This is a genomic window from Aeromonas bestiarum (assembly GCF_028751155.1).
Classification (GTDB): domain Bacteria; phylum Pseudomonadota; class Gammaproteobacteria; order Enterobacterales; family Aeromonadaceae; genus Aeromonas; species Aeromonas bestiarum.
Map to the genome: position 1 here is coordinate 1,456,781 of NZ_CP064746.1, position 22,010 is coordinate 1,478,790.

Annotated in this window: 16 protein-coding genes; 13 read left to right on the forward strand and 3 right to left on the reverse strand. The window is 51.6% G+C overall.

The genetic code is table 11. The features are described 5' to 3' along the window. Positions 1–154 precede the first annotated feature (154 nt). Positions 155–1,018, forward strand: coding sequence for an acyl-CoA thioesterase II (gene tesB / locus IU367_RS06975; protein ID WP_043134214.1), 864 nt, complete (start codon positions 155–157; stop codon positions 1,016–1,018). 66 nt (positions 1,019–1,084) lie between these two features. Here tesB and IU367_RS06980 read toward each other — a convergent pair whose 3' ends face one another. The 3 genes from IU367_RS06980 to IU367_RS06990 form a co-directional block, all read right to left on the reverse strand. Continuing rightward, positions 1,085–2,263 carry a dicarboxylate/amino acid:cation symporter gene (locus IU367_RS06980; RefSeq protein WP_241279699.1) on the reverse strand — a complete coding sequence of 393 codons (1,179 nt, stop codon included), beginning with the start codon at positions 2,261–2,263 and terminating at the stop codon, positions 1,085–1,087. 117 nt (positions 2,264–2,380) lie between these two features. Further along, positions 2,381–3,034, reverse strand: a complete 654-nt coding sequence (locus IU367_RS06985; RefSeq protein ID WP_420796501.1) for a class I SAM-dependent methyltransferase — start codon at positions 3,032–3,034, stop codon at positions 2,381–2,383. Between the two features lie 350 nt (positions 3,035–3,384). Continuing rightward, a complete protein-coding gene (locus IU367_RS06990) occupies positions 3,385–4,026 on the reverse strand; it encodes a TetR family transcriptional regulator (RefSeq protein WP_103471248.1) in 642 nt (213 codons plus the stop codon). Between the two features lie 143 nt (positions 4,027–4,169). Here IU367_RS06990 and IU367_RS06995 point away from each other — a divergent pair, with 143 nt between their 5' ends. The 12 genes from IU367_RS06995 (at position 4,170) to IU367_RS07050 (ending at position 21,742) form a co-directional block, all read left to right on the forward strand. Continuing rightward, the gene (locus tag IU367_RS06995; RefSeq protein ID WP_098983406.1) at positions 4,170–5,351 is read left to right on the forward strand and encodes an efflux RND transporter periplasmic adaptor subunit; all 1,182 of its coding nucleotides are present in this window, start codon (positions 4,170–4,172) and stop codon (positions 5,349–5,351) included. Between the two features lie 17 nt (positions 5,352–5,368). Then, positions 5,369–8,518, forward strand: coding sequence for an efflux RND transporter permease subunit (locus IU367_RS07000; RefSeq protein ID WP_042870633.1), 3,150 nt, complete (start codon positions 5,369–5,371; stop codon positions 8,516–8,518). Then, positions 8,511–9,929, forward strand: coding sequence for an efflux transporter outer membrane subunit (locus IU367_RS07005; RefSeq protein WP_274453810.1), 1,419 nt, complete (start codon positions 8,511–8,513; stop codon positions 9,927–9,929). The genes IU367_RS07000 and IU367_RS07005 overlap by 8 nt, the downstream gene beginning before the upstream one ends. Before the next feature lie 770 nt (positions 9,930–10,699). Then, complete coding sequence (rfbB, locus tag IU367_RS07010; RefSeq protein WP_274453811.1) at positions 10,700–11,785, forward strand: dTDP-glucose 4,6-dehydratase; 1,086 nt, start codon at positions 10,700–10,702, stop codon at positions 11,783–11,785. Continuing rightward, positions 11,785–12,672 carry a dTDP-4-dehydrorhamnose reductase gene (rfbD, locus tag IU367_RS07015; protein ID WP_274453812.1) on the forward strand — a complete coding sequence of 296 codons (888 nt, stop codon included), beginning with the start codon at positions 11,785–11,787 and terminating at the stop codon, positions 12,670–12,672. Before rfbB ends, rfbD begins: the two co-directional genes overlap by 1 nt. A gap of 121 nt (positions 12,673–12,793) precedes the next feature. Continuing rightward, complete coding sequence (rfbA, locus tag IU367_RS07020; protein ID WP_274453813.1) at positions 12,794–13,672, forward strand: glucose-1-phosphate thymidylyltransferase RfbA; 879 nt, start codon at positions 12,794–12,796, stop codon at positions 13,670–13,672. Positions 13,673–13,734: 62 nt separating this feature from the next. Then, entirely contained in the window at positions 13,735–14,283 is a 549-nt protein-coding gene (gene rfbC / locus IU367_RS07025) for a dTDP-4-dehydrorhamnose 3,5-epimerase (protein WP_274453815.1), read from the forward strand. Beyond that, positions 14,283–15,101, forward strand: coding sequence for an ABC transporter permease (locus tag IU367_RS07030; RefSeq protein WP_274453816.1), 819 nt, complete (start codon positions 14,283–14,285; stop codon positions 15,099–15,101). The genes rfbC and IU367_RS07030 overlap by 1 nt, the downstream gene beginning before the upstream one ends. Beyond that, a complete protein-coding gene (locus IU367_RS07035) occupies positions 15,091–16,431 on the forward strand; it encodes an ABC transporter ATP-binding protein (protein ID WP_274453817.1) in 1,341 nt (446 codons plus the stop codon). The genes IU367_RS07030 and IU367_RS07035 overlap by 11 nt, the downstream gene beginning before the upstream one ends. Then, the gene (locus IU367_RS07040) at positions 16,428–18,488 is read left to right on the forward strand and encodes a methyltransferase domain-containing protein (protein WP_274453818.1); all 2,061 of its coding nucleotides are present in this window, start codon (positions 16,428–16,430) and stop codon (positions 18,486–18,488) included. Before IU367_RS07035 ends, IU367_RS07040 begins: the two co-directional genes overlap by 4 nt. Positions 18,489–18,972: 484 nt before the next feature. Further along, positions 18,973–20,646, forward strand: a complete 1,674-nt coding sequence (locus IU367_RS07045; protein ID WP_274453819.1) for a glycosyltransferase — start codon at positions 18,973–18,975, stop codon at positions 20,644–20,646. 1 nt (position 20,647) lies between these two features. Continuing rightward, complete coding sequence (locus IU367_RS07050; protein WP_274453820.1) at positions 20,648–21,742, forward strand: glycosyltransferase family protein; 1,095 nt, start codon at positions 20,648–20,650, stop codon at positions 21,740–21,742. Positions 21,743–22,010 lie beyond the last annotated feature (268 nt).

Consider the following 22,010-nt stretch of genomic DNA (forward strand, 5'->3'; position numbering starts at 1 on the left):
GGCGGGCCTTTTTGTTGCTGCTGTCTGCCGTTTATTATTCCAATTCCTTCCTTGCTGAATTAAACCACCCGGCGGATCCACTGCGGGGGAGGGGCAAGGTTGCTCTGCCAGAGCGGGCTTGTTAGCCTTTGTGGCACTGATACAGGAGATAATAATGAGCAAGGTACTTGATGAGCTGCTGGCACTGCTGGCGCTCGAGAAAATCGAGGAGGGCCTGTTTCGGGGCCAGAGCCAGGATCTCGGTCTGCGGGCCGTGTTTGGCGGACAGGTAATGGGGCAGGCCTTGTCAGCCGCCAAACAGACGGTGGCCGCCGATCGTCAGGTGCACAGTTTCCACTCCTACTTCCTGCGCCCCGGTGATGCCAATCGTCCCATCATCTATGACGTGGAGAATATCCGTGACGGCCAGACCGTCTCCACCCGCCGGGTCAAGGCCATTCAGGGCGGCAAGCCCATCTTCTATCTCAACGCCTCCTTCCAGGTCGAGGCCGAGGGATTCGAGCATCAGATCGCCATGCCCGCGGGGATCACCCCGCCCGAGCAGCTCAAGAGCGAGCTGGAGCTGGTACGCCCCTACGAGCAGCAGATCCCGTCCGCCCTGCGCGACAAGATCATGTGCGAGAAGCCCATCGAAATTCGCCCCGTGACCCTGGTCGACCCGATCCGGCCAGATGTGCACGAGCCGCTGCGCCATGTCTGGTTCAGGGCCAACGGCCAGATGCCGGACGATCAGCGGGTCCACAAGTACCTGCTGGCCTATGCCTCCGATTTCCACTTCCTGTTTACCGCCCTGCAGCCCCATGGCGTCTCGTACTGGGAGCCGGACATGCAGGTGGCCACCATAGATCACTCCATGTGGTTCCACCGGGACTTCCGGTTGGATGACTGGCTGCTCTACGTGGTGGACAGCCCGAGCGCCAGCGCAGGTCGTGGTCTGGTGCGCGGCCAGTTCTTCACCCGCGAGGGTGTGCTGGTGGCGAGCACGGCGCAGGAGGGGGTGATCCGCCGGCGCGGTTGACCTCGGATGCCAGCCATAAAAAAAGGGAGCCACTGGCTCCCTTTTTTTATGTGCTTGCTTGCCGTATCAGGCTGCGTCCTGCTCGGCGCCGAGCGCAGTCTCGCCGCGCTGGGCGAAGCGGTCGGCCCACAGGGCGATGACGCCGTCACCTGTGACGTTGCAGGCGGTGCCGAAGCTGTCCTGCGCCAGGTAGAGGGCGATCATCAGGGCGATGGAGGCCTCACCGAAGCCGAGCATGGAGGTGAGCAGGCCCAGGGCGGACATGACGCCGCCACCCGGGGCACCCGGCGCGGCTATCATGATGACGCCCAGCATCATGATGAAGGGCAGCATGGTGTCCAGTCCCGGAATGGCCAGGTGCTCGGAGAGGAACATCACCGCGGTGGCACAGGTCACCAGGGTGATGGTGGAGCCACACAGGTGAATGGTGGCACACAGCGGCACGGTGAAGTTGGCGATGCCGTCGCTCACGCCGTTGTTCTTGCTGGCCTGCAGGGCGACCGGGATGGTGGCGGCGCTGGACATGGTGCCGAGGGCGGTGAAGTAGGCGGGCAGCATGTTCTTGATGAGCATGACGGGTGAGCGACCCAGCGCCAGCCCGGTGCCGACGAACAGCACGGAGAGCCAGAGCCAGTGCATGACGATGGCCATCACCAGCACCACGCCGAAGGTCTTCAGGGTGGCGAAGACGGTGCCCTCGACCGTCATCTCGACGAAGACGCCGGCGATGTAGAAGGGCAGCAGCGGGATGATCACCTTGGCCAGCAGGCGGTCTATGATGTCGCGGCCCTGATCGGCGACCCGGCGCAGATCTGTGGCCTGGGTGGCGCTGATGCCGATGCCGAACACGAAGGCGGCGGCCAGGGCCGACATGACCCCGAACAGCGGCGGTATCTCCAGATTGACGTAGGAAGTGAGCTTGATGGCGGCGGCGGCCGTGGGCTCGGCGGCTGTGGTCAGGCGCGGGATCAGGTTGCTGGCCACGGCAAAGGCGAACAGGCCCGCCAGTATGGTGGAGCAGTAGGAGAGGGCGACCGTCTTGCCCAGCAGCTTGCCGGAGTTCTTCGGCAGGCTGGCGATGCCGCTCATGATGAAGAACAGGATGATGAGCGGAATGGTGAAGGTGATCAGCTGACCTATGACTGTCTTGGCCGTAAACAGCACGCGTGCGACCCATTCGGGGGCGTAGAGACCGAGCAAGAGACCGGCCAGGATGCCGGCAACCAGTTTGAGGACAAGTTTCATAAGTAAATCCAGGTGTTAGTGTCTGATTTGTTATTTAATTTTGATTTTAATGCCGCTTTTTAACACAAACGCCGCATCTTGTCTGCCATCACCTGGTTAACTCCGAGTTAAATATTGTTATCTGGATGATGGATCACGGGGAATGGGTCCCTTGAAGCGACGGCGGCGATATTGATGCAGGGTGGGAGCGAGCTCGGGGAGTCGGATCAGCAGGGCATGCAGCCAGCGGCCGTGCACGGCATCCTCGCTGCACCAGCTCTGATGCAGGGCAAACGGCAGGGGGGCGATCAGTTGTTGCAGGCGGGCCTCATCGAGGTGGGTCTGCAGCGGATATTCGTCTTGTGAGGAGGCCACGGCGCAGCTGTGCTCGCCCTCGCCATAAGGGAAGGAGCAGTAGAGCGGTGCCCGGGGTTTGAGCAGGCCGGCGAGATGCATCAGGGCGGGGGCAAGCTCTCCCTCGGCCAGGCAGGGCAGCGAGCCGCTGGCCCAGATGCCGTCAAAGGGCAAGGCGCTGTGCATCTGCTCGAGGCGGCAGACCCGCACCGGTTGGCCGCTGCGGCGCGAGGCGAGCCGGGCATGGGCCAGGCTCGCCTCAAAGGCGGTGACCATGAGGCCTTGCTGCCGGAAAAAGAGCAGATCCTCGCCCGCTCCACAGCCCGCTTCCAGCAGATGGGCTCCGCTTGCCAGCAATATCAGAAAGCGCTGACGGGCTGACAGGGTGTCGGCATCCGCCGCAGATGGCAGACTGAGGGAGGCATTGTGACTGAGCAGTGGCGATGCAGATGGCTGACTTAGGGAGGCATTGTGACCGGGCTGCGGCGATGCAGACGATTGACTGGGGGAGGCATTGTGACCGGGCAGCGGCGATGCAGATGATTGACTGATGAAGGCATCATGATTGGGCTGTGGCGATGCAGATGGCTCACTGGGGGAGGCATCATGGTCGGGCAATGGTGATATGGACATGGCAGGCACCTTCTTTCGGGGGCGCTACTCTAGCAAATTTGGCGACGGGCTACCAAAGCGTCGTGCCGTGAATCGGTACTGCCAGGCTGGGGAGTTGGTCTGTGATGACGTGCGGTAGCAAGGAGCGGGGCCAGCGTCGGGCTGGCCCTGGGCTATCAGGTGCGGCGGGTGGCAGGGCCGGTTGGCAGGGCTATCAGGGCAAACAGGCTGTCGAGCAGGAAGTCGGCCTCCCGGGTCAGGTCGATGCGCTCCGGGAAGTGCAGCCAGTTGATGATGTAGCCATCCAGGGTGCAGTGCAGCAGGGTGGCGGCCCGCTGCAGATCCAGTCCCCGGGGCAGTTGGCCGAGGCGCACCGCATTGGCCAGGGTGGTCTCCAGATCCCGGAAGAAGTTGGCGGACTGGCTGCGCATGTGCTCGCGCAGCGAGATGGCTTCCCCTTCCAGCGACTCGAGATTGAACATGATGGTGAACATCTGCTGGTGGGCAGGATTGGTGCTGATCTTCACCAGCACCTCCTTGAGGAAGCTGCGCAGCTTGCCGAGGGGGTCCGGCTCCTGTTCGGCGACACAGGCGTCGAGCTGATGGGAGAGCGGTTGGCACAGCTCCTCCCACAGGGAGACGAACAGCTCCTCCTTGTTCTTGAAGTGCCAATAGATGGCGCCACGGGTCAGATCGGCGGCCCTGGCAATATCGGTCAGGCTGGTCTTGGCCAATCCTTGCGAACAGAACAGATTCAGGGCCGTACTCATGATGTGGCAGCGGGTCTGCTGCGCCTCTTCTTTGGTTCTTCTGGCCATCGACATCTGCGCCTTGTAAAAGTAAAAAAAGTCACTTACATACATTTATGAATGTATGTATATTGCCTCATCTTTCCGATTTTACCAACAGGGTCATATAAAACCTGTGGTTATTCATTGATTGACAGAGGCTCAGGTTCTTCATGCATAAACATATTCTCGCACGTTCGGTCGGCCTTGCCCTGCTGGCAAGCGGTCTGCTGACAGCTTGTGGCGAACAGGGCAGTGCCCAGCAAGGGCCGGGTGAGATGCCACCCGCTGCCGTGGATGTCGTCACCCTGCATACAATGCCGTTGCAGCTCACCTCGGAGCTGACCGGCCGCAGCGCCCCGCTGCGGGTCGCCGAGGTGCGTCCCCAGGTGAGCGGCATCATTCTCAAGCGCCTCTTTACCGAAGGCAGCGACGTCAAGGCCGGTCAACTGCTGTACCAGATAGACCCCGCCGTCTATCAGGCCAATGTGGCCAGTGCCAAGGCCAATCTGGCCAAGGCGCAGGCCAACGAGCAGAGCGCCCGCCTCAAGGCCAAGCGTTATGCCGAGCTGGTGAAGGTGAAGGCCATCAGCAGCCAGGAGTATGACGACGCCGACGCCGCCTGGAAGCAGCAGCTGGCCGAGATAGGGGCCGCCAAGGCCGCAGTGCAGAGTGCCAACATCAATCTGGCCTATACCCGCATCACGGCCCCCATCAGCGGTCGCATCGGCAAGTCTGCGGTGACCGAGGGTGCCCTGGTGACGGCCCAGCAGGCCGACAGCCTCACCTCCATCCAGCAGCTCGACCCCATGTATGTGGATGTGCGTCAGTCCACCGCCGATCTGCTGCGCCTCAAGCGTCAGGTCGCCGCCGGCAAGCTGACCCAGGGCCAGCAGGATGGCGCCAAGGTGCGCTTCCAGCTGGAAGATGGCAGCAGCTACAGCGAAGAGGGCTCGTTGCAGTTCTCCGACGTGACCGTGGATGAGACCACCGGCATGGTGACCCTGCGGGTGATAGTCCCCAACCCTCACCAGCTGTTGCTGCCCGGCATGTTCATGCGCGCCACCCTGCAAGAGGGTGAGCGGGCCGAGGGACTGCTGGTGCCGCAAACCGCCGTGACCCGCACCCCGAAAGGCGGTGCCACCGTCATGGTGGTGACCGCGGACAACAAGGTCGAGCTGCGGGAAGTGCAGCTGAGCCGCATCGTCGGCAGTGACTGGGTGGTGGAATCCGGTCTCAAGACGGGCGAGCGGGTGATCGTCGCCGGTCTGCAAAAGGTAAAACCCGGGGTTGTCGTGGCGCCCACTGAACAGACTGCCACCGAGCTGTCTGCCCAGACCCCGGCCAACAAGTAGGATGGAGTAGTCGCCTCATGGCACGATTTTTCATAGACAGACCCATTTTCGCCTGGGTGATCGCCCTGGTGATCATGCTGGCGGGGAGCCTGGCCATCATAGGCCTGCCGATCGCTCAGTATCCCAGCATAGCGCCACCCGCCGTCGGCATCTCCGCCAGCTATCCGGGCGCCTCCGCCAAGACGGTGGAAGACTCGGTGACCCAGATCATCGAGCAGAACATGACGGGGCTGGATCACCTGCTCTATATGTCTTCCCAGTCCGATTCGTCGGGCAATGTGTCGGTGACCCTCACCTTCCAGGCCGGTACCGATCCCGATATCGCCCAGGTGCAGGTGCAGAACAAGCTGCAACAGGCGATGTCGCTCTTGCCGCAGGAAGTACAACAGCAGGGGATCCGGGTTCAGAAGACCTCCAGCAGCTTCCTGATGGTGGCGGCCTTCATCTCCAGCGATGGCAGCATGAACAACGATGACCTGGCCGACTACGTGGTGGCCAACATCAAGGAGCCGCTCAGCCGTCTGGACGGGGTCGGGGACATCACCTTGTTCGGCAGCCAGTACTCCATGCGGGTCTGGCTCGATCCGAACAAGCTCAACCGGGTACAGATGACCCCGATTGATGTGCAGACCGCCATCAAGGCGCAGAATGCCCAGGTGGCGTTCGGCAAGCTGGGCGGCACGCCTTCCGTGACCGATCAGCAGTTCACCGCCACCATCATGGGGCAGACTCGTCTCTCCAGCGTGGCCGAGTTCAACAATATCTTGCTGCGGGTGAATCAGGACGGCTCCAAGGTACGGCTGCAGGATGTGGCCCGGGTTGAGCTGGCGGGCGAAAACTACGACGCCGATGCGCTCTATAACGGCCAGTCCACCGCGGCTGTCGCCATCAAGCTGGCGACCGGTGCCAACGCGCTCGATACTGCCGAGAAGATCCGCGGCAAGCTGGATGAGCTCTCCGCCTACTTCCCGGCCAACATGGAAATCGTCTATCCGTACGACACCACGCCGTTCGTGAAGATCTCCATCGAGGAGGTGGCGCAGACCCTGATCGAGGCGATCTTCCTGGTGTTCTGCGTCATGTATCTGTTCCTGCAGAACTTCCGCGCCACCCTGATCCCGACCATAGCCGTGCCCGTGGTGCTGCTGGGGACCTTCGGCGTCATGTCGGCGTTTGGCTTCTCCATCAACACCCTGACCATGTTCGGTCTGGTGCTGGCCATAGGCCTGCTGGTGGATGACGCCATCGTGGTGGTGGAGAACGTGGAGCGGCTGATGAGCGAGGAGGATCTCTCCCCGCTGGAAGCGACCCGCAAGTCCATGACCCAGATCACGGGTGCCCTGGTGGGTATCGCGCTGGTGCTGTCCGCTGTGTTCGTGCCCATGGCCTTCTTCGGCGGCTCGACCGGTGCCATCTATCGCCAGTTCTCGCTCACCATAGTCTCGGCCATGGTGCTGTCGGTGCTGGTGGCCCTGATCCTGACCCCGGCGCTCTGTGCCACCCTGCTCAAGCCGATCAAGCACGGCGAGTTCGGTGCCCAGCGCGGCTTCTTCGGCTGGTTCAACCGGGCCTTCGATGCCGGCGCCAACCGTTACCAGAACGGCGTGCGCAAGGTGGTCAAGCAGGGGGTGCGTTACGGCATCATCTATGCCGCCATGCTGGCGGTGCTGGCCATCCTGTTCATGCGCATGCCCACCTCCTTCCTGCCGGAAGAGGATCAGGGGGTCATCATGTCCATGGTGCAACTGCCGGTCGGTGCTACCAAGCAGCGTACCGAGGTGGTGCTGGCGGACATGCGCGACTACTTCCTGAAGAACGAGAAGGATAACGTCGAGGCCGTGCTGACGGTGGCTGGCTTCAGCTTCGCCGGCAGCGGTCAGAACAGCGGCATGGCGTTTATCAAGCTGAAAGACTGGAAAGAGCGCGACACGCCGGAGCGCAGTGCCAACGCCATCATAGGCCGCGCCATGGGCTACCTGTTCAGCATCAAGGAAGCCCAGGTGTTTGCCTTCAACCTGCCTCCCATTCCGGAGCTCGGGACGGCCACCGGCTTTGACTTCTACCTGCAGGATCGCGGCGGGCTGGGGCACGAGAAGCTGATGGCGGCGCGCAACCAGCTGCTCGGCATGGCGGCGCAGGATCCCAACCTGGTGCGGGTGCGCCCGAACGGGATGGAAGACACACCGCAGCTCGACGTCAAGATCGACTACGAGAAGGCGCTGGCGCAGGGGCTCTCCATCAGCGACATCAACAACACGCTGGCGGCGGCCTGGGGCTCTTCCTACGTGAACGACTTCGTCGATCGTGGCCGGGTCAAGAAGGTCTACCTGCAGGCGGATGCACCGTTCCGGATGAACCCGGAAGATCTCAAGCTCTGGTATGTGCGCAACAGCGCGGGCCAGATGGTGCCCTTCTCCGCCTTTGCCAGCACGGAGTGGAGCTTTGGCTCGCCCCGTCTGGAACGCTACAACGGTGTCTCCGCCATGGAGATAGTGGGTGAAGCGGCGCCCGGCAAGAGTACCGGTGATGCAATGGCGGCCATAGAACAGATGGTGAAGCAGTTGCCGGAAGGTATCGGCATCGAGTGGACAGGTCTCTCCCTGCAGGAGCGCCAGGCGGGCTCCCAGGCGCCGGCCTTGTACGCCATCTCCCTGCTGGTGGTCTTCCTCTGTCTGGCGGCCCTGTACGAGAGCTGGAGCATCCCCTTCTCGGTGATGCTGGTGGTGCCGCTCGGGGTGTTGGGCGCCATTCTGGCGGCGACCATGCGCGGGCTCGAGAACGACGTCTACTTCCAGGTGGGCTTGCTCACCACCATAGGGCTGTCGGCCAAGAACGCGATCCTGATCGTCGAATTTGCCAAGGAGCTGTATGACAAGGGGATGGGCGTCAGCGAAGCCGTGGTGGAGGCAGCCCGGTTGCGGTTGCGTCCGATCCTGATGACCTCGCTCGCCTTCATCCTCGGCGTGCTGCCGCTGGCCATCAGCTCGGGCGCGGGGGCCAGCAGCCGCAACGCCATAGGTACAGGCGTGATGGGGGGCATGATCAGCGCGACCGTGCTGGCCATCTTCTTCGTGCCGCTGTTCTTCGTGCTGGTGACGCGCTACTTCACCAAACACAGTACACGGGAAGAGCGCGCTGCCCTTGCCAAGGAGACTCATCATGACTAAGACGATCGTCGCCTTGAGCGTGACACTCTTGCTGGGGGCCTGTTCCATGGCCCCCGACTATCAAAGACCCGCGCTGCCGCAAGGCGCCTCCTGGCAGAGCAATCAGGCGGAAGGGGAGGCGGTTGCCTCCCCCTGGCAGCAGCAGTTCCTCGATCCTGCCCTGCAGAAACTGATCGCCACTGCGCTGGAGAACAATCGGGATCTGCGTATCGCGGCCCTCAACGTCGAGGCCTATGAGGCCAGATACCGCATCCAGCGGGCGGCCCAGCTGCCGACCCTGGCGGCGAACGGCTCAGGCACCCGCCAGCAGGGGTCCGATGATCTCAGCAGCACGGGGCAGGGTGCCATCAGCAGCCAGTACGATGCCAACATCGGCATCACAGCCTATGAGCTGGACCTGTTCGGCCGGATCCAGAGCCTGAAGGATCAGGCGCTGGAGACCTATCTTGGTCAGATCGAGACCCAGCGCAGCACCCAGATTGCGCTGGTCGCCTCGGTGGCCAACGCCTATCTCACCCTGCTGGCGGATCAGGAGTTGCTGGCGCTGAGCGAGGCAACCCTGTCGACCGAGCAGGAGAGCTATGGCCTGACCGAGCACAAGTATCGCCTGGGCGCGGCCTCCGAGATGGAGCTGGCGCAGGGGCGTACCGCGCTGGAGAGTGCCCGGGTCAGCCTGGCCCAGTACCAGCGCCAGGTGAAGCAGGATCGCAACGGTCTGGCCCTGCTGCTTGGCGGCCAGGTACCGGTACTGGACGGTCAGCCGGCGACCCTGGCCGAGGTGCAACTGGCGGCCATCCCGGTCGGCGCACCTTCCAGCCTGCTGCAGCAGCGCCCGGACATTCTGGCCGCCGAGCACAGTCTGAAGGCGGCCAATGCCAATATAGGTGCGGCGCGCGCGGCCTTCTTCCCCTCCATCTCGCTCACCGCGACGGCGGGCACTGCCAGCAATCAGCTAAGCGGCCTGTTTGATGGCGGAACCGGGACCTGGTCGTTTATCCCCCAGATCAACCTGCCCATCTTCGATGGCGGCAAGCGCATTGCCGATCTCGACGTGGCCGAGGTGAGCACCAGGCAGGCGGTGGCCAGCTATGAGAAGAGCATCCAGACCGCCTTCAAGGAAGTTGCGGATACGCTCGGCACCCAGGCTGACTACCAGCAGCAGTTGCAGGCGCAGCAGGCACTGGTCGAGGCTAACCAGACCTACTTCAAGCTGGCGGAGTTCCGCTATGAGCAAGGAGTGGACAGCTATCTGACCCGGCTCGATGCCCAGCGTTCGTTGTTCAGTGCCAAGCAGGGGCTGATCAGCACCCGTCTGGCCCAGCTGACCAACCAGGTGGCGCTTTACAAGGCCGTGGGTGGCGGCTGGCAAGCCCCCGGGGCGAGCGCGACGGCGAGTGTTCAGCAGCAGTAGCTATCACCTCCCAGCTTGCGTTATCGTATAGCCACAGGGCGAACCATCCGGTTCGCCCTGTTTGTTTTCATACACATATGAAACCTTGATGACATAATACGTCGTGCGGGTGTTGCCTCTGCCAAGTGCCGAGTGGGCAGGAACGTCGGCAAGCAAGGTAAATGGACCTGTAGTCGTTACTGTAAAAACGATGGCACACTTGCTATAAACCCCGAGGTGCGGATCGACATCATGACCTGAATTAGTGCTAACGTTCCGTTTGCCATTAGTTTTACTTCAGTATTGATGGGACCAAGGCTAAGGTGGGTAACTTATGAATCCGATCTATAGGCTGAAGCAGGACATTTCCTGCCAGGTTTTACCCTGGTTGATTAATGAACAGATGGCAGTTCCGACACTTTTAGGAGTGTTGTTTTGACTGTTCAAGCTGCCGGGAAAGGCGCTAAAATCCAGACTTTGCCCTTGTGGTACTGTGATGTTGCACGGCTGCTTCTGGTAAGACCGCCAGACTGAATTTGTAAAACAAATCGAGATCTTGTCATCAGGGACGGTGGCAGACTTATCCCACGCTGGAGGGCATCATGGCCAACAGCAGACACAATCTGGTTAAAAGCAGCAAACTGGGGGCTGTAACTCAGGGGCGGTAGCCAATGTGATTTTCCTGATTAACGTGAGATATCTGCCTGTCGGACAGACTCAGTTTTGCCTCCATCCTTTTTTTCGCTAGCTGAAAAAACAATTTTTTTCTATTAATTTTCAAGAGCATACCTATGAAAATCCTTGTCACTGGTGGCGCTGGCTTTATCGGCTCGGCGGTTGTTCGTCATATCATTGGGCATACCCAGGATTCAGTCATCAACCTCGATAAACTCACTTATGCAGGTAACCTGGAATCGCTGGCTGATGTGGCAGCGAGTGCTCGCTATGCCTTTGAACAGGTGGATATCTGCAACCGTGGCGAACTGGATCGGGTGTTTGCCCTGCATCAACCTGATGCCGTGATGCACCTGGCGGCCGAGAGCCATGTCGATCGCTCCATCACAGGGCCCGCTGATTTCATCGAGACCAATATCGTCGGCACCTATGTGTTGCTGGAAGCCACCCGTGCCTATTGGAACGATCTGGACGAGACGCGCAAAGCGGCTTTCCGCTTCCATCATATCTCCACCGATGAGGTGTATGGCGATCTGCCCCACCCGGATGAGGTGAGTGCCGGTGAGGCGCTGCCGCTCTTTACCGAAACCACCCCCTATGCCCCCAGCAGCCCCTATTCTGCCTCCAAGGCATCCAGCGACCACCTGGTGCGCGCCTGGCGCCGTACTTACGGTCTGCCGACCATAGTCACCAACTGCTCCAACAACTACGGCCCTTATCACTTCCCCGAGAAGTTGATCCCGCTGGTGATCCTCAACGCCCTGGATGGCAAGCCGCTGCCTGTCTATGGCAAGGGCGACCAGATCCGTGACTGGCTCTATGTGGAAGATCACGCGCGCGCACTCTACAAGGTGGTGGCCACCGGTGTGGTGGGGGAAACCTATAACATTGGCGGTCACAACGAGAAGCAGAACCTGGACGTGGTGCATACCGTGTGTGATCTGCTCGATGATATGGTGCCCAAGGCCGGGTCTTATCGCGATCAAATCACCTATGTGGCGGATCGTCCCGGTCACGATCGCCGCTATGCCATCGATGCCAGCAAGATGAGTGCCGAGCTTGATTGGCAGCCGCAAGAGACTTTCGAGTCGGGCATTCGCAAGACGGTACAGTGGTATCTGGATAACCAGCAGTGGGTGAACAACGTCAAGAGTGGTGCTTACCAATCCTGGATCGAACAGAACTACGGGGAACGTGCCTGATGCATATCCTGCTGTTTGGTAAAAATGGCCAGGTAGGTTGGGAGCTGCAGCGTGCACTGGCTCCGCTGGGGCATATTACCGCTGTCGATTTTGATTCTGCGGACTATTGTGGCGATTTCAGCAATCCGGCGGGCGTGGCTGAAACGGTACGGCTGGTCAAGCCGGATGTGATTGTCAATGCGGCTGCCCATACGGCAGTCGACAAGGCGGAGAGCGAGCGGGAGTTTGCCGAACTGCTCAACGCTACCAGTGTGGCCGCCATCGCCAAAGAAGCCGAGGCCTTGGGTGCCTGGCTGGTGCACTACTCTACCGACTACGTATTCGATGGCAGTGGCGAGCGTCCCTGGGTCGAGAGTGATCAGACTGCACCGCTCAACGTCTATGGTGAGACCAAGCTGGCAGGGGAACAGGCGGCAGCGCTTTGTAGTCGCCATCTTATCTTCCGGACCAGCTGGGTGTACGCAGCCCGCGGCGCCAACTTCGCCAAGACCATGCTGCGCTTTGGTACGGAGCGCAGCGAGATGTCGGTCATCAATGACCAGTTTGGTGCGCCGACCGGCGCCGAGTTACTGGCTGATTGTACAGCCCATGCCATTCGGATAGCGCAACACAAGCCGGAAGTCGCTGGTCTCTACCATCTGATCGCCTCTGGCACTACTACTTGGTTTGACTACGCCCAGCTGGTGTTTGCCAAGGCCAGAGAGGCAGGGGTTGAACTGGCGGTCACGCAACTCAATGCGGTGCCGACCAGTGCCTTCCCGACCCCAGCCAGACGACCCCATAACTCGCGCCTCAATACCAGCAAATTCCAGCGTACCTTTGAGCTGGTACTGCCGGACTGGACAGTGGGCGTTGAGCGAATGCTGACCGAGATCCTCGGCAAATAAGAAGATACAAAGGGTGTGGGAATGAAGCCTCACACCAACAGGGATAAAACACAGAATGAGTGATGTTTTGGCGCACTCATTTTGATGAATTACATAATTCAAATATAAGAAATCAAGCACTATGACTAAACGTAAAGGTATTATTCTGGCCGGTGGGTCAGGCACTCGTCTCTACCCCGTCACCATGGCTGTCAGCAAGCAGCTGCTGCCCATCTATGACAAGCCGATGATCTATTACCCGCTCAGCACCCTGATGCTGGCAGGGATCCGCGATATCTTGATCATCAGTACACCGCAAGATACCCCCCGTTTTGAACAACTGCTGGGTGATGGCAGTCAATGGGGCTTGAATCTGCAATACAAGGTGCAACCAAGCCCGGATGGATTGGCCCAAGCCTTTATCCTGGGTGAAGAGTTTATCGGTAACGACGACTGTGCGTTGGTGCTGGGCGACAACATCTTCTACGGTCATGATCTGCAGAAACAGCTGGAAGCTGCAGCAAGTAAAGACAGTGGTGCTACCGTTTTTGCCTACCACGTGCACGACCCTGAACGGTATGGCGTCGTTGAGTTTGATAAGCAAGGTACGGCGATTTCACTGGAAGAGAAGCCACTGGAGCCCAAGAGCAACTATGCGGTCACCGGCCTCTATTTCTACGACAACAGCGTGGTGGAGATCGCCAAGAGCCTGAAGCCATCGCCGCGTGGTGAACTGGAAATCACAGACGTTAACCGCATCTATCTTGAACAAGGTAATCTGTCGGTGGCGATGATGGGCCGTGGCTATGCTTGGCTTGATACCGGCACTCATGAAAGCATGATTGAAGCGAGCAACTTTATTCAGACCATCGAGACACGTCAGGGGTTGAAAGTGGCCTGTCCGGAAGAGATTGCCTATCGCCAGAAGTTTATTACTGCCGACCAGGTCCGTGAACTTGCAGCACCCTTGGCAAAGAATGCGTACGGACAATATTTGTTAAGAATGGTTGCCAAAGTCTGATGTGATTTGGGGGGAGGTAATATGCTCCCCACATAAAGATTGAATCAAATGTGGATAGACAGATGAATGTAATCAAGACAGTGATTCCTGACGTGCTTATTTTTGAGCCAAAAGTCTTTGGTGATGAACGCGGCTTTTTCTTTGAGAGTTTCAACCAAAAGTTGTTTGAAGAGGCGGTAGGATATCCGGTTACCTTTGTACAAGATAATCACTCAAAGTCATCGATAGGTGTATTGCGTGGCTTGCACTATCAGTTGCCTCCTCATGCCCAGGGCAAGCTGGTACGTTGTGTTGCGGGGGAAGTATTCGATGTGGCGGTAGATATTCGCAAAAGCTCACCGACCTTCGGGCAATGGGTTGGGGTTCACCTTTCTGGAGAAAACAAGCGGCAGTTGTGGATCCCGGAAGGGTTTGCGCATGGCTTTCTCACGTTGAGCGATAGTGCTGAATTTTTATATAAAACAACGAATTATTATGCACCTTCTCATGACCGTTGCATCGTATGGAATGATATCACAATTGATATTGATTGGACCTCAGAGAAATTACCGCAACTCTCTCTTAAAGATCAAAGCGGAATAGCATTTAAAAATGCGGAGATATTTGATTAATGCAGAATTTTTCTTCCTCACCAAAAGCAATGCTTACAGTATTATGGTGCAACAAGGCTCTAATAAAAGCATTTGTAAAACGCGACATTTTAGGGCGGTATAGAGGTTCTATACTCGGCATGTTGTGGTCTTTTTTTAATCCACTTTTTATGTTGGCTGTGTATACCTTTGTGTTCAGTGAGGTTTTTAATGCTCGATGGGGTGCGGGAACTGGCTCCAAAGCTGAGTTTGCATTAATACTATTCGCTGGCATGTTAATGTTCAATCTTTTTTCAGAGACAATTAATCAGGCGCCAAATATAATATTGTCCAATACAAATTATGTAAAAAAAGTCGTTTTTCCTTTGGAAATATTACCAGTTGTTAATTTACTATCGAGTCTATTTCATACTGGCATTAGTTTGATCGTATGGATACTGGCATATAGTGTCTTGATTGGAATTCCACACGCATCATCTTTATATATTCCATTTATAATAATTCCTTATATGTTATTCATTTTAGGGTTGAGCTGGGTTATTTCATCATTAGGCGTTTATCTACGAGATGTATCACAGATCATTGGGGTGCTAACTACTGTATTGATGTTCATGAGTGGCGTTTTTTATCCGATTTCATCATTGCCAGAACATTATAGATCTATTCTATATTTAAATCCTCTTGTGCCATTTATAGAGCAAGCAAGGGATGTATTGTACTTTGGTAAGTCACCTGATTTACTGATGAATGGGATTATTTTCATCATATCACTACTTATTGCATGGGTAGGATTTGCTTGGTTCCAGAATACACGCAAAGGTTTTTCTGATGTCATCTGATGTTGCTATAAAAATTGAGAATGTGTCGAAGTGCTATCACATATATGAAAAGCCTCGAGACAGGTTAAAACAATTTATATTTCCACACATTCAAAAAATATTTGGCCTCGTACAAAAAAAATATTTCAGAGAGTATTGGGCTGTTAAAAATATTACTTTTGAAGTAAAAAAAGGGGAAACAGTTGGTATTATTGGGCGCAATGGTAGTGGAAAGTCAACATTATTACAGATGATTTGCGGTACTTTAAATCAAACTACTGGTGAAATACAAACACACGGAAGAATTGCGGCTCTACTTGAATTAGGGTCTGGATTTAATCCTGAGTTTACTGGTAGAGAAAACGTCTATTTGAATGCCGCCATCCTTGGTTTAAGCCGTGAGGAAATCGATGAGCGCTTTCAAGATATATTAGAGTTTGCCGATATAGGGGAGTTTGTAGATCAGCCAGTAAAAACCTACTCGAGTGGAATGATGGTGAGATTGGCATTTGCTGTCCAGGCTCAATCTAGCCCTGACATTCTTATCGTCGACGAGGCGCTTGCTGTTGGAGATGCAAAGTTCCAAGCGAAATGTTTCGATAGGTTAAAACAGCTAAAAGAGAATGGAACCAGCATTCTGCTGGTTACTCATTCAAGCGAACAGATTGTCACGCACTGTTCTCATGCAGTGTTGATTGATAAAGGGAACGTGATAGAACAAGGCCACCCAAATACTGTAATAAATAGATATATGGATTTGCTATTTGGAAAAGAGGTAATAGTTAATAATGACATTCCTCAATTGGAAGATAATAAGGTTGAGCAGCTGAAAAAACATGTGCAAGTAAACTGCACTGCAGACGTATATGCAACACGCTCAGGTTACAATCCATATGAGTATCGATGGGGTGATGGTGCTGCAAAAATTTTAGACTTTTATCTTTCAGCTGATGATGTCATTTACCCTTCTGCTATTAGTACCGGCCAGAAAGTTTCTTTAACTCTAGCGGTTAAATTCATAAAAACAGTAGTTTGTCCTATAATTGGGATAACGATAAAAACCAAAGAAGGAGTTACCGTTTATGGAGTTAATAGTGAAAGTCTTAATTTTAATGAATTTAGACAGTATGGAAGACCTGGTGAGGTAGCAGTTGTAAATGCTAAATTCGAATGCAAATTGTCTCCAGGTGATTATTTTGTATCCGTTGGCATAGCGACAAAAAATGGAGAGGAAGTAGTGCCGCATGATCGTCGCTATGATTCCATACATCTACAGGTAAAAGCAGATTGCACCTTCTTTGGATTAGTTGATTTGGGTTTAGAATTGAACGTTGAGGGTGTTAATATATGAGCATTAAAAATTTTCTAGTCGGATATTCATTCGATACAAAAAACGGAATTTGGTGTAAATCTAGTTATACGAGTATCGCATATAATGATGGAGATGATGTTGAAAATAGAATCATAGCGATTCTGAAAAATTGTAATAATGTAGATATCTACTCTAGAGAACTTAAAGAGCACTGTACAAACTGGCCTCAAACCTATCACTTTTCACCAGAGAGATCTAATATCTTAAGACCCTTTGGTGAGCAATTTTCTGGTAAGGATGTATTAGAAATTGGTGGTGGTTGTGGCGCTATATCAAGGTACATTGGTGAATGCGGTGCGAACTTACTTACACTTGAAGGTTCCATAAGACGAGCCACAATTGCAAGAGAGCGCACAAGAGATCTTGAGAATGTAACAATCGTGGCCGATTCTTTTGAGGGGTTTGAAGTAGAGAAGAAATTCGATTTCGTCACATTGATTGGTGTATTAGAGTACGCTAACGTTTTCAGCTCTGATGAGAATCCAATTAAATATATGTTGGATAAAGCTAAGACCTTTTTGAAACCGGATGGAAAACTAATAATTGCGATTGAAAATAGGCTTGGGCTTAAATATTTTGCTGGTGCAGGGGAAGATCATATTGGAACACCCATGTATGGCATTGAGGGTAGATATAGGTCTACTGAAGCAATTACCTTTGGTAAGATTGAATTAAAAAATCATCTTTCTGCTTCTGGATTTGAAAGCATTGAGTTCCTTGCACCTTTTCCTGATTACAAGTTTCCGAGCTTTATTTTAACTGAAAGGGCCCTTAAGTTAAGCAGATTTGATAGCAAAATTTTCCCGATATTAAGCTCTCGAAGAGATCCTCTTCTGCCAAGAATCACTAATTTCAATATAGAGAGAGTTTGGGAATATATAGATGCGAATGGATTAACACTAGATCTCTCTAACTCTTTTCTTTGTATAGGACGCTTAGAGTCAATTACTGATGACTATGACGCTCCTATTGCGTATAGTTATTCAACAAATAGAGAAAGGGAATTTTGCAAAGAAAGACAGTTTTTCTGTAATGAAAGTGAAGAAATATTCACTACAGTAAAATTCCCATTCTATGGTGAAAAATATAATAGTGAAAGTACGGTAGTTGATCTAATAACTGTTGAAGATCCAGAATACAAGAATGGAGACTTGCTGATTCTTGAGTTTATAAGGATAATTACGGACAGTAATTTTTGTAAAGAAATGCTAGCGTCATTTTTTGAAAAATATATCAACATCATTAGCTTGGAGAGTGGTATTCCTTATGGCGATATGAGTATCGACACATTGTTGCCAGGTTACTTGTTAGATGCAATCCCACAAAATATCATGATCATTGGAAATAATGAATACTCTATCATTGATAGAGAATGGGTTTATAGATCTGAGTTAGAACTTGGCTATCTTATTTTTCGTTCACTTATTTCCATTGTTAATATTGTAACTAAAATAGGTCACCCTGAAGGAAGAAGCATACGTACCCTTCGTGACTTTGTATTCTATTCTTTTGAGTCTATTAGTTTGCCTATCGATGAAGACAAATATAATTCATATGTGTCGAGAGAAGAGAAACTACGTCAGTCCGTTACTGGATGTAATAAATTTACTTTATCAGATGAAATGCAGCTAGTATTCAAAAACGCTAATGATATCGTTTTTGAAAATAGTGTGTATGAGCATCATAATCTTTTTGAAATTCTCGATAAATCTAGATTGGAAACTGATAATTTAAAAACTCAGGTAGAGAGCCTTAAGCTATCGAACGATGCAATTCTCGATAAATCTAGATTGGAAACTGATAATTTAAAAAATCAGGCAGAGAGCATTAAGCTATCGAACGATGCAATTATCGATAAATATAGATTAGAAAATGATGATTTAAAATCTCAGATAGAGAGCCTTAAGTCATCGAACTATGCAATTAATCAAGAATGTGAACTTTATTTGACAAGCATCGAAAGAATTACAGGTTCTCTTTCTTGGAAAATTACTATGCCACTTAGAAAAATAAAGTCTCTTATCTCCAGCCAATAATAGTGTTTTGGACAATAATTAAATGAAACATCTTATTAAAAAACCATTAAGAAAAGTTTACTATTCATTGAGTCCTAAATATAGAACACTTGCTCTATCCACCTATCAACGAACCAGTGATTTTTTGAAACCAAAGCAAAAAAATATATATGTAAGTACTATGGTTAATGAGCCATCAGTGTCATCAGTGTCATCAGTGTCATCAGTGTCATCAGTGTCATCAGTGTCATCAGTGTCATCAGTGTCATCAGTTACTGGTGAATTATCCTATTTGCATGAATTTAATGAAGTTCATAAGCTCATATTCTTACTTCCGGTTATTGATTGGAATTTCAGAATACAGCGACCTCAACACCTATGTAAGCAGCTTGCAGAGCTAGGCAATGGGGTAATTTACTTTTCGACAACGTTTAATATAACAAATCACCCAGGGTTTACAATTCTCGATTCTCCAGCGAGCAATGTAATTTGCTGTAGATTGAATATGAATGCTAATGTAAATATCTATAGAGATAGCCTGAGTGATGAGCAATCAACTTTTTTGGCAAAAAGTCTTCTTGCTGTGAGCAGGGCATTCGGGAAAGCTGAGGTTTACTCAATATTAAATCTCCCCTTTTGGCATAGCGCCGTTAAAAAATTGCCTAAAAATAAAATAGTGTATGATTGTATGGATCATCATGCTGGCTTCTCCACTAACAGTTCTGAAATGTTGGAACAAGAAAACGCTTTACTGAAAGGAGCTGACCTTGTAATAACTACTGCAGAGTTGTTATCTCAGAATATATCTGTAATTCGCGAAAATGTAATAATACGAAATGGCGCAGAAATTGAATTTTTTAAAGAAAAGCCAACTGAGGAATTGTTGGAGAAAAATCGACCAATAGTAGGTTATTACGGAGCTATTGCCGAATGGTTTGACGTTGACTTATTACTTAAAACTGCCCAGTTATTGCCACAGTACGATTTTGTTTTAATAGGAAATGTTACCACAGATGTCTCTTGTTTGAAGAATCAGCCAAATATAGAGCTGTTGGGTGAAGTTCCGTATAAAGACTTAACCAAGTACTTGGTGTCATTTGATGTTTGTACAATCCCTTTTATCATTAATGATCTTACCTTGTGCACGAATCCGGTCAAAGTCTATGAATACTTGGCTGCAGGGAAGCCTGTTGTAGCTACGGCTATGCCGGAAGTGGTTTTGATAGAGGATAAGGTGTTTATTGCTTCAGATGCGGAAAATTTTTCATTGTGTATCGAGGAAGCGATGAAGACGAGAGACGACGCAGAATTAGTTGCTGACAGAAAAAAATGGGCCGAAAGTCATGATTGGATGGAAAGGGCAAAGCATCTGGAAAGTGAATTTGAATTGTTAACTAATGGAAATAAAGTACCAAAGGTTAGTATAGTCGTCCTAACTTTCAACAACTTGAAACTCACAAAGGACTGCTTGGAAAGCATAGAACGTAATACCACATATAGTAACTTCGAGGTTATACTTGTTGATAACGCATCGACGGATGGATCCATTGATTACCTTGAAAAGTATTGTTCTCTGAGGGAGAACTACCTGTTCATACCTAACGAAAGAAATCTGGGATTTGCAAAAGGAAATAATGTTGGATTGGATACAGCGACGGGCGAAATTCTCGTTGTATTAAACAATGACACATATGTAGGCCCTTATTGGTTAGAAGGCTTGGTCGGTGCTTTGGAAAATAACCCAGAGCTTGGTGTTGTCGGCCCGGTAACGAATAACATAGGGAATGAGGCGAAAATTAATATCTCTTATGATAACTGGCTTCAGCTAAATAATTCTGCGCTCAGCTACATTATCGAAAATAGAAACAAGCTATACCCAGTTGAATGTCTTGCATTTTTCTGTGTTGCAATCCCGCGAGGTGTCTACGAATTAGTTGGGTCGATATCTGAAGATTATGGGCTGGGATTTTTCGAAGATGATGACTATTGCAAAGCTGTAGCGAAAGCTGGTTTCAAAATGGCTGTTGTCGAAGACTCCTTTGTGCATCATCATCTTTCAGCAAGTTTTAACAAGTTGAAGAATAATCAGAAAGAAGAATTGATGAAAAAAAATAAAGCGATCTTTGAAGCTAAGTGGGGGGAATGGAAGCCACATTGTTATCGGAAAGGTGTCTATTAATATGCGTTTGGTCTATTTATCTCCGGTATCTTGGAATAGTGTTGCACAACGCCCTCATTTCTTTGCTAAAGCTGCTCTTCGGAGCGGCTTTAGCTCTATATTGTGGGTTGAACCAATACCATCTAGGCTTCCACAGGTGAAAGATTTCTGGACCAAGCTGTTCTCGGTTGAGACTGATAGTTTTAGTAAGCCGGAAGCCATCGAGATCTTAAAATTAAGGTGCATTCCGGTTGAGCCTTTTGGGGCAGTATATGACTTTGTTAACCGTCAGACGATAGCTGGGGCTTTGAAAAGCATTCAGCAGTACAGTTTGAATGGCGAAAGTACAGTTCTCGTAATTGGCAAGCCGAGCCGATTTTCTCTAGAAGTTATGTTCTGTGTAAAGTTCCATAAAATAATTTTCGATGTGATGGATGATTTTCCACGGTTCTTCCACGGTATATCAGCTAGAAGCATGGAGATAACTCTTCGCCGAGTTATTCAGAATGTAGATATGTGCTTGTTCTCTTCGCACTGTCTTCAAGAAAAATATGGATACCTAGCCAAACGGTCTGAGCTTGTTCTAAATGCATGCGATGAGGCGTTTCTGGGTGAGTGTCAGTCTCTGTCACATGAAAGAAATTTGAGAACCATTGGCAATAGAACATTTGGGTATGTAGGGAGTATCGCAGAGTGGTTTGATTGGAACAGTGTGATTCAACTGGCAAAAGACAACCCGATGGATAAAATTGTCATTGTGGGACCTAATTACTCCAAAAGAATTCCAGATCTCCCTGTAAATATCGAGTTACGGAGGGCAGTAAAACATTGCGAAATTCCTAAGCTACTTTCTTCTTTTGATTTTGGCCTGATTCCATTCAAGTTAAATGAGCTAACGGATTCAGTTGATCCAGTGAAATATTATGAGTATGTTGCGGCTGGGCTGAGTGTTATCACCACAGAGTTTGGGGAAATGAAATCAAGAGTTGATAATGGGAGGGCTGTAAGCTTTTCCCAGTTTAAAGAAGGAATAACTTCAGCTTTAGATGATTGTATTACATGGGATGAAAGGTTTCACCGTATTTTTGAGGCTCTACTCCATGTGGGAAAAAATTAGTATACACTGTAATTTTAATTATAAATGTTGGTAGTATTATATAGATCACACTTGGCAAAAGAGGGTGCATATTGTTTCTAGTCCATCATATAACTCCTCGAGAACTACATCATTTATAAAATAAAATGGCCCTAGTTCTACCTGGTCTACAGACCTTAAGTTAATCAAATAGAATGGCTATAGATATATAAAATATGTAGTGCTATTAGGAACAGTCATTCAGAACTGTATATCTTAGTGCGTTGGTGAAGGGTTGATAGTATTTATC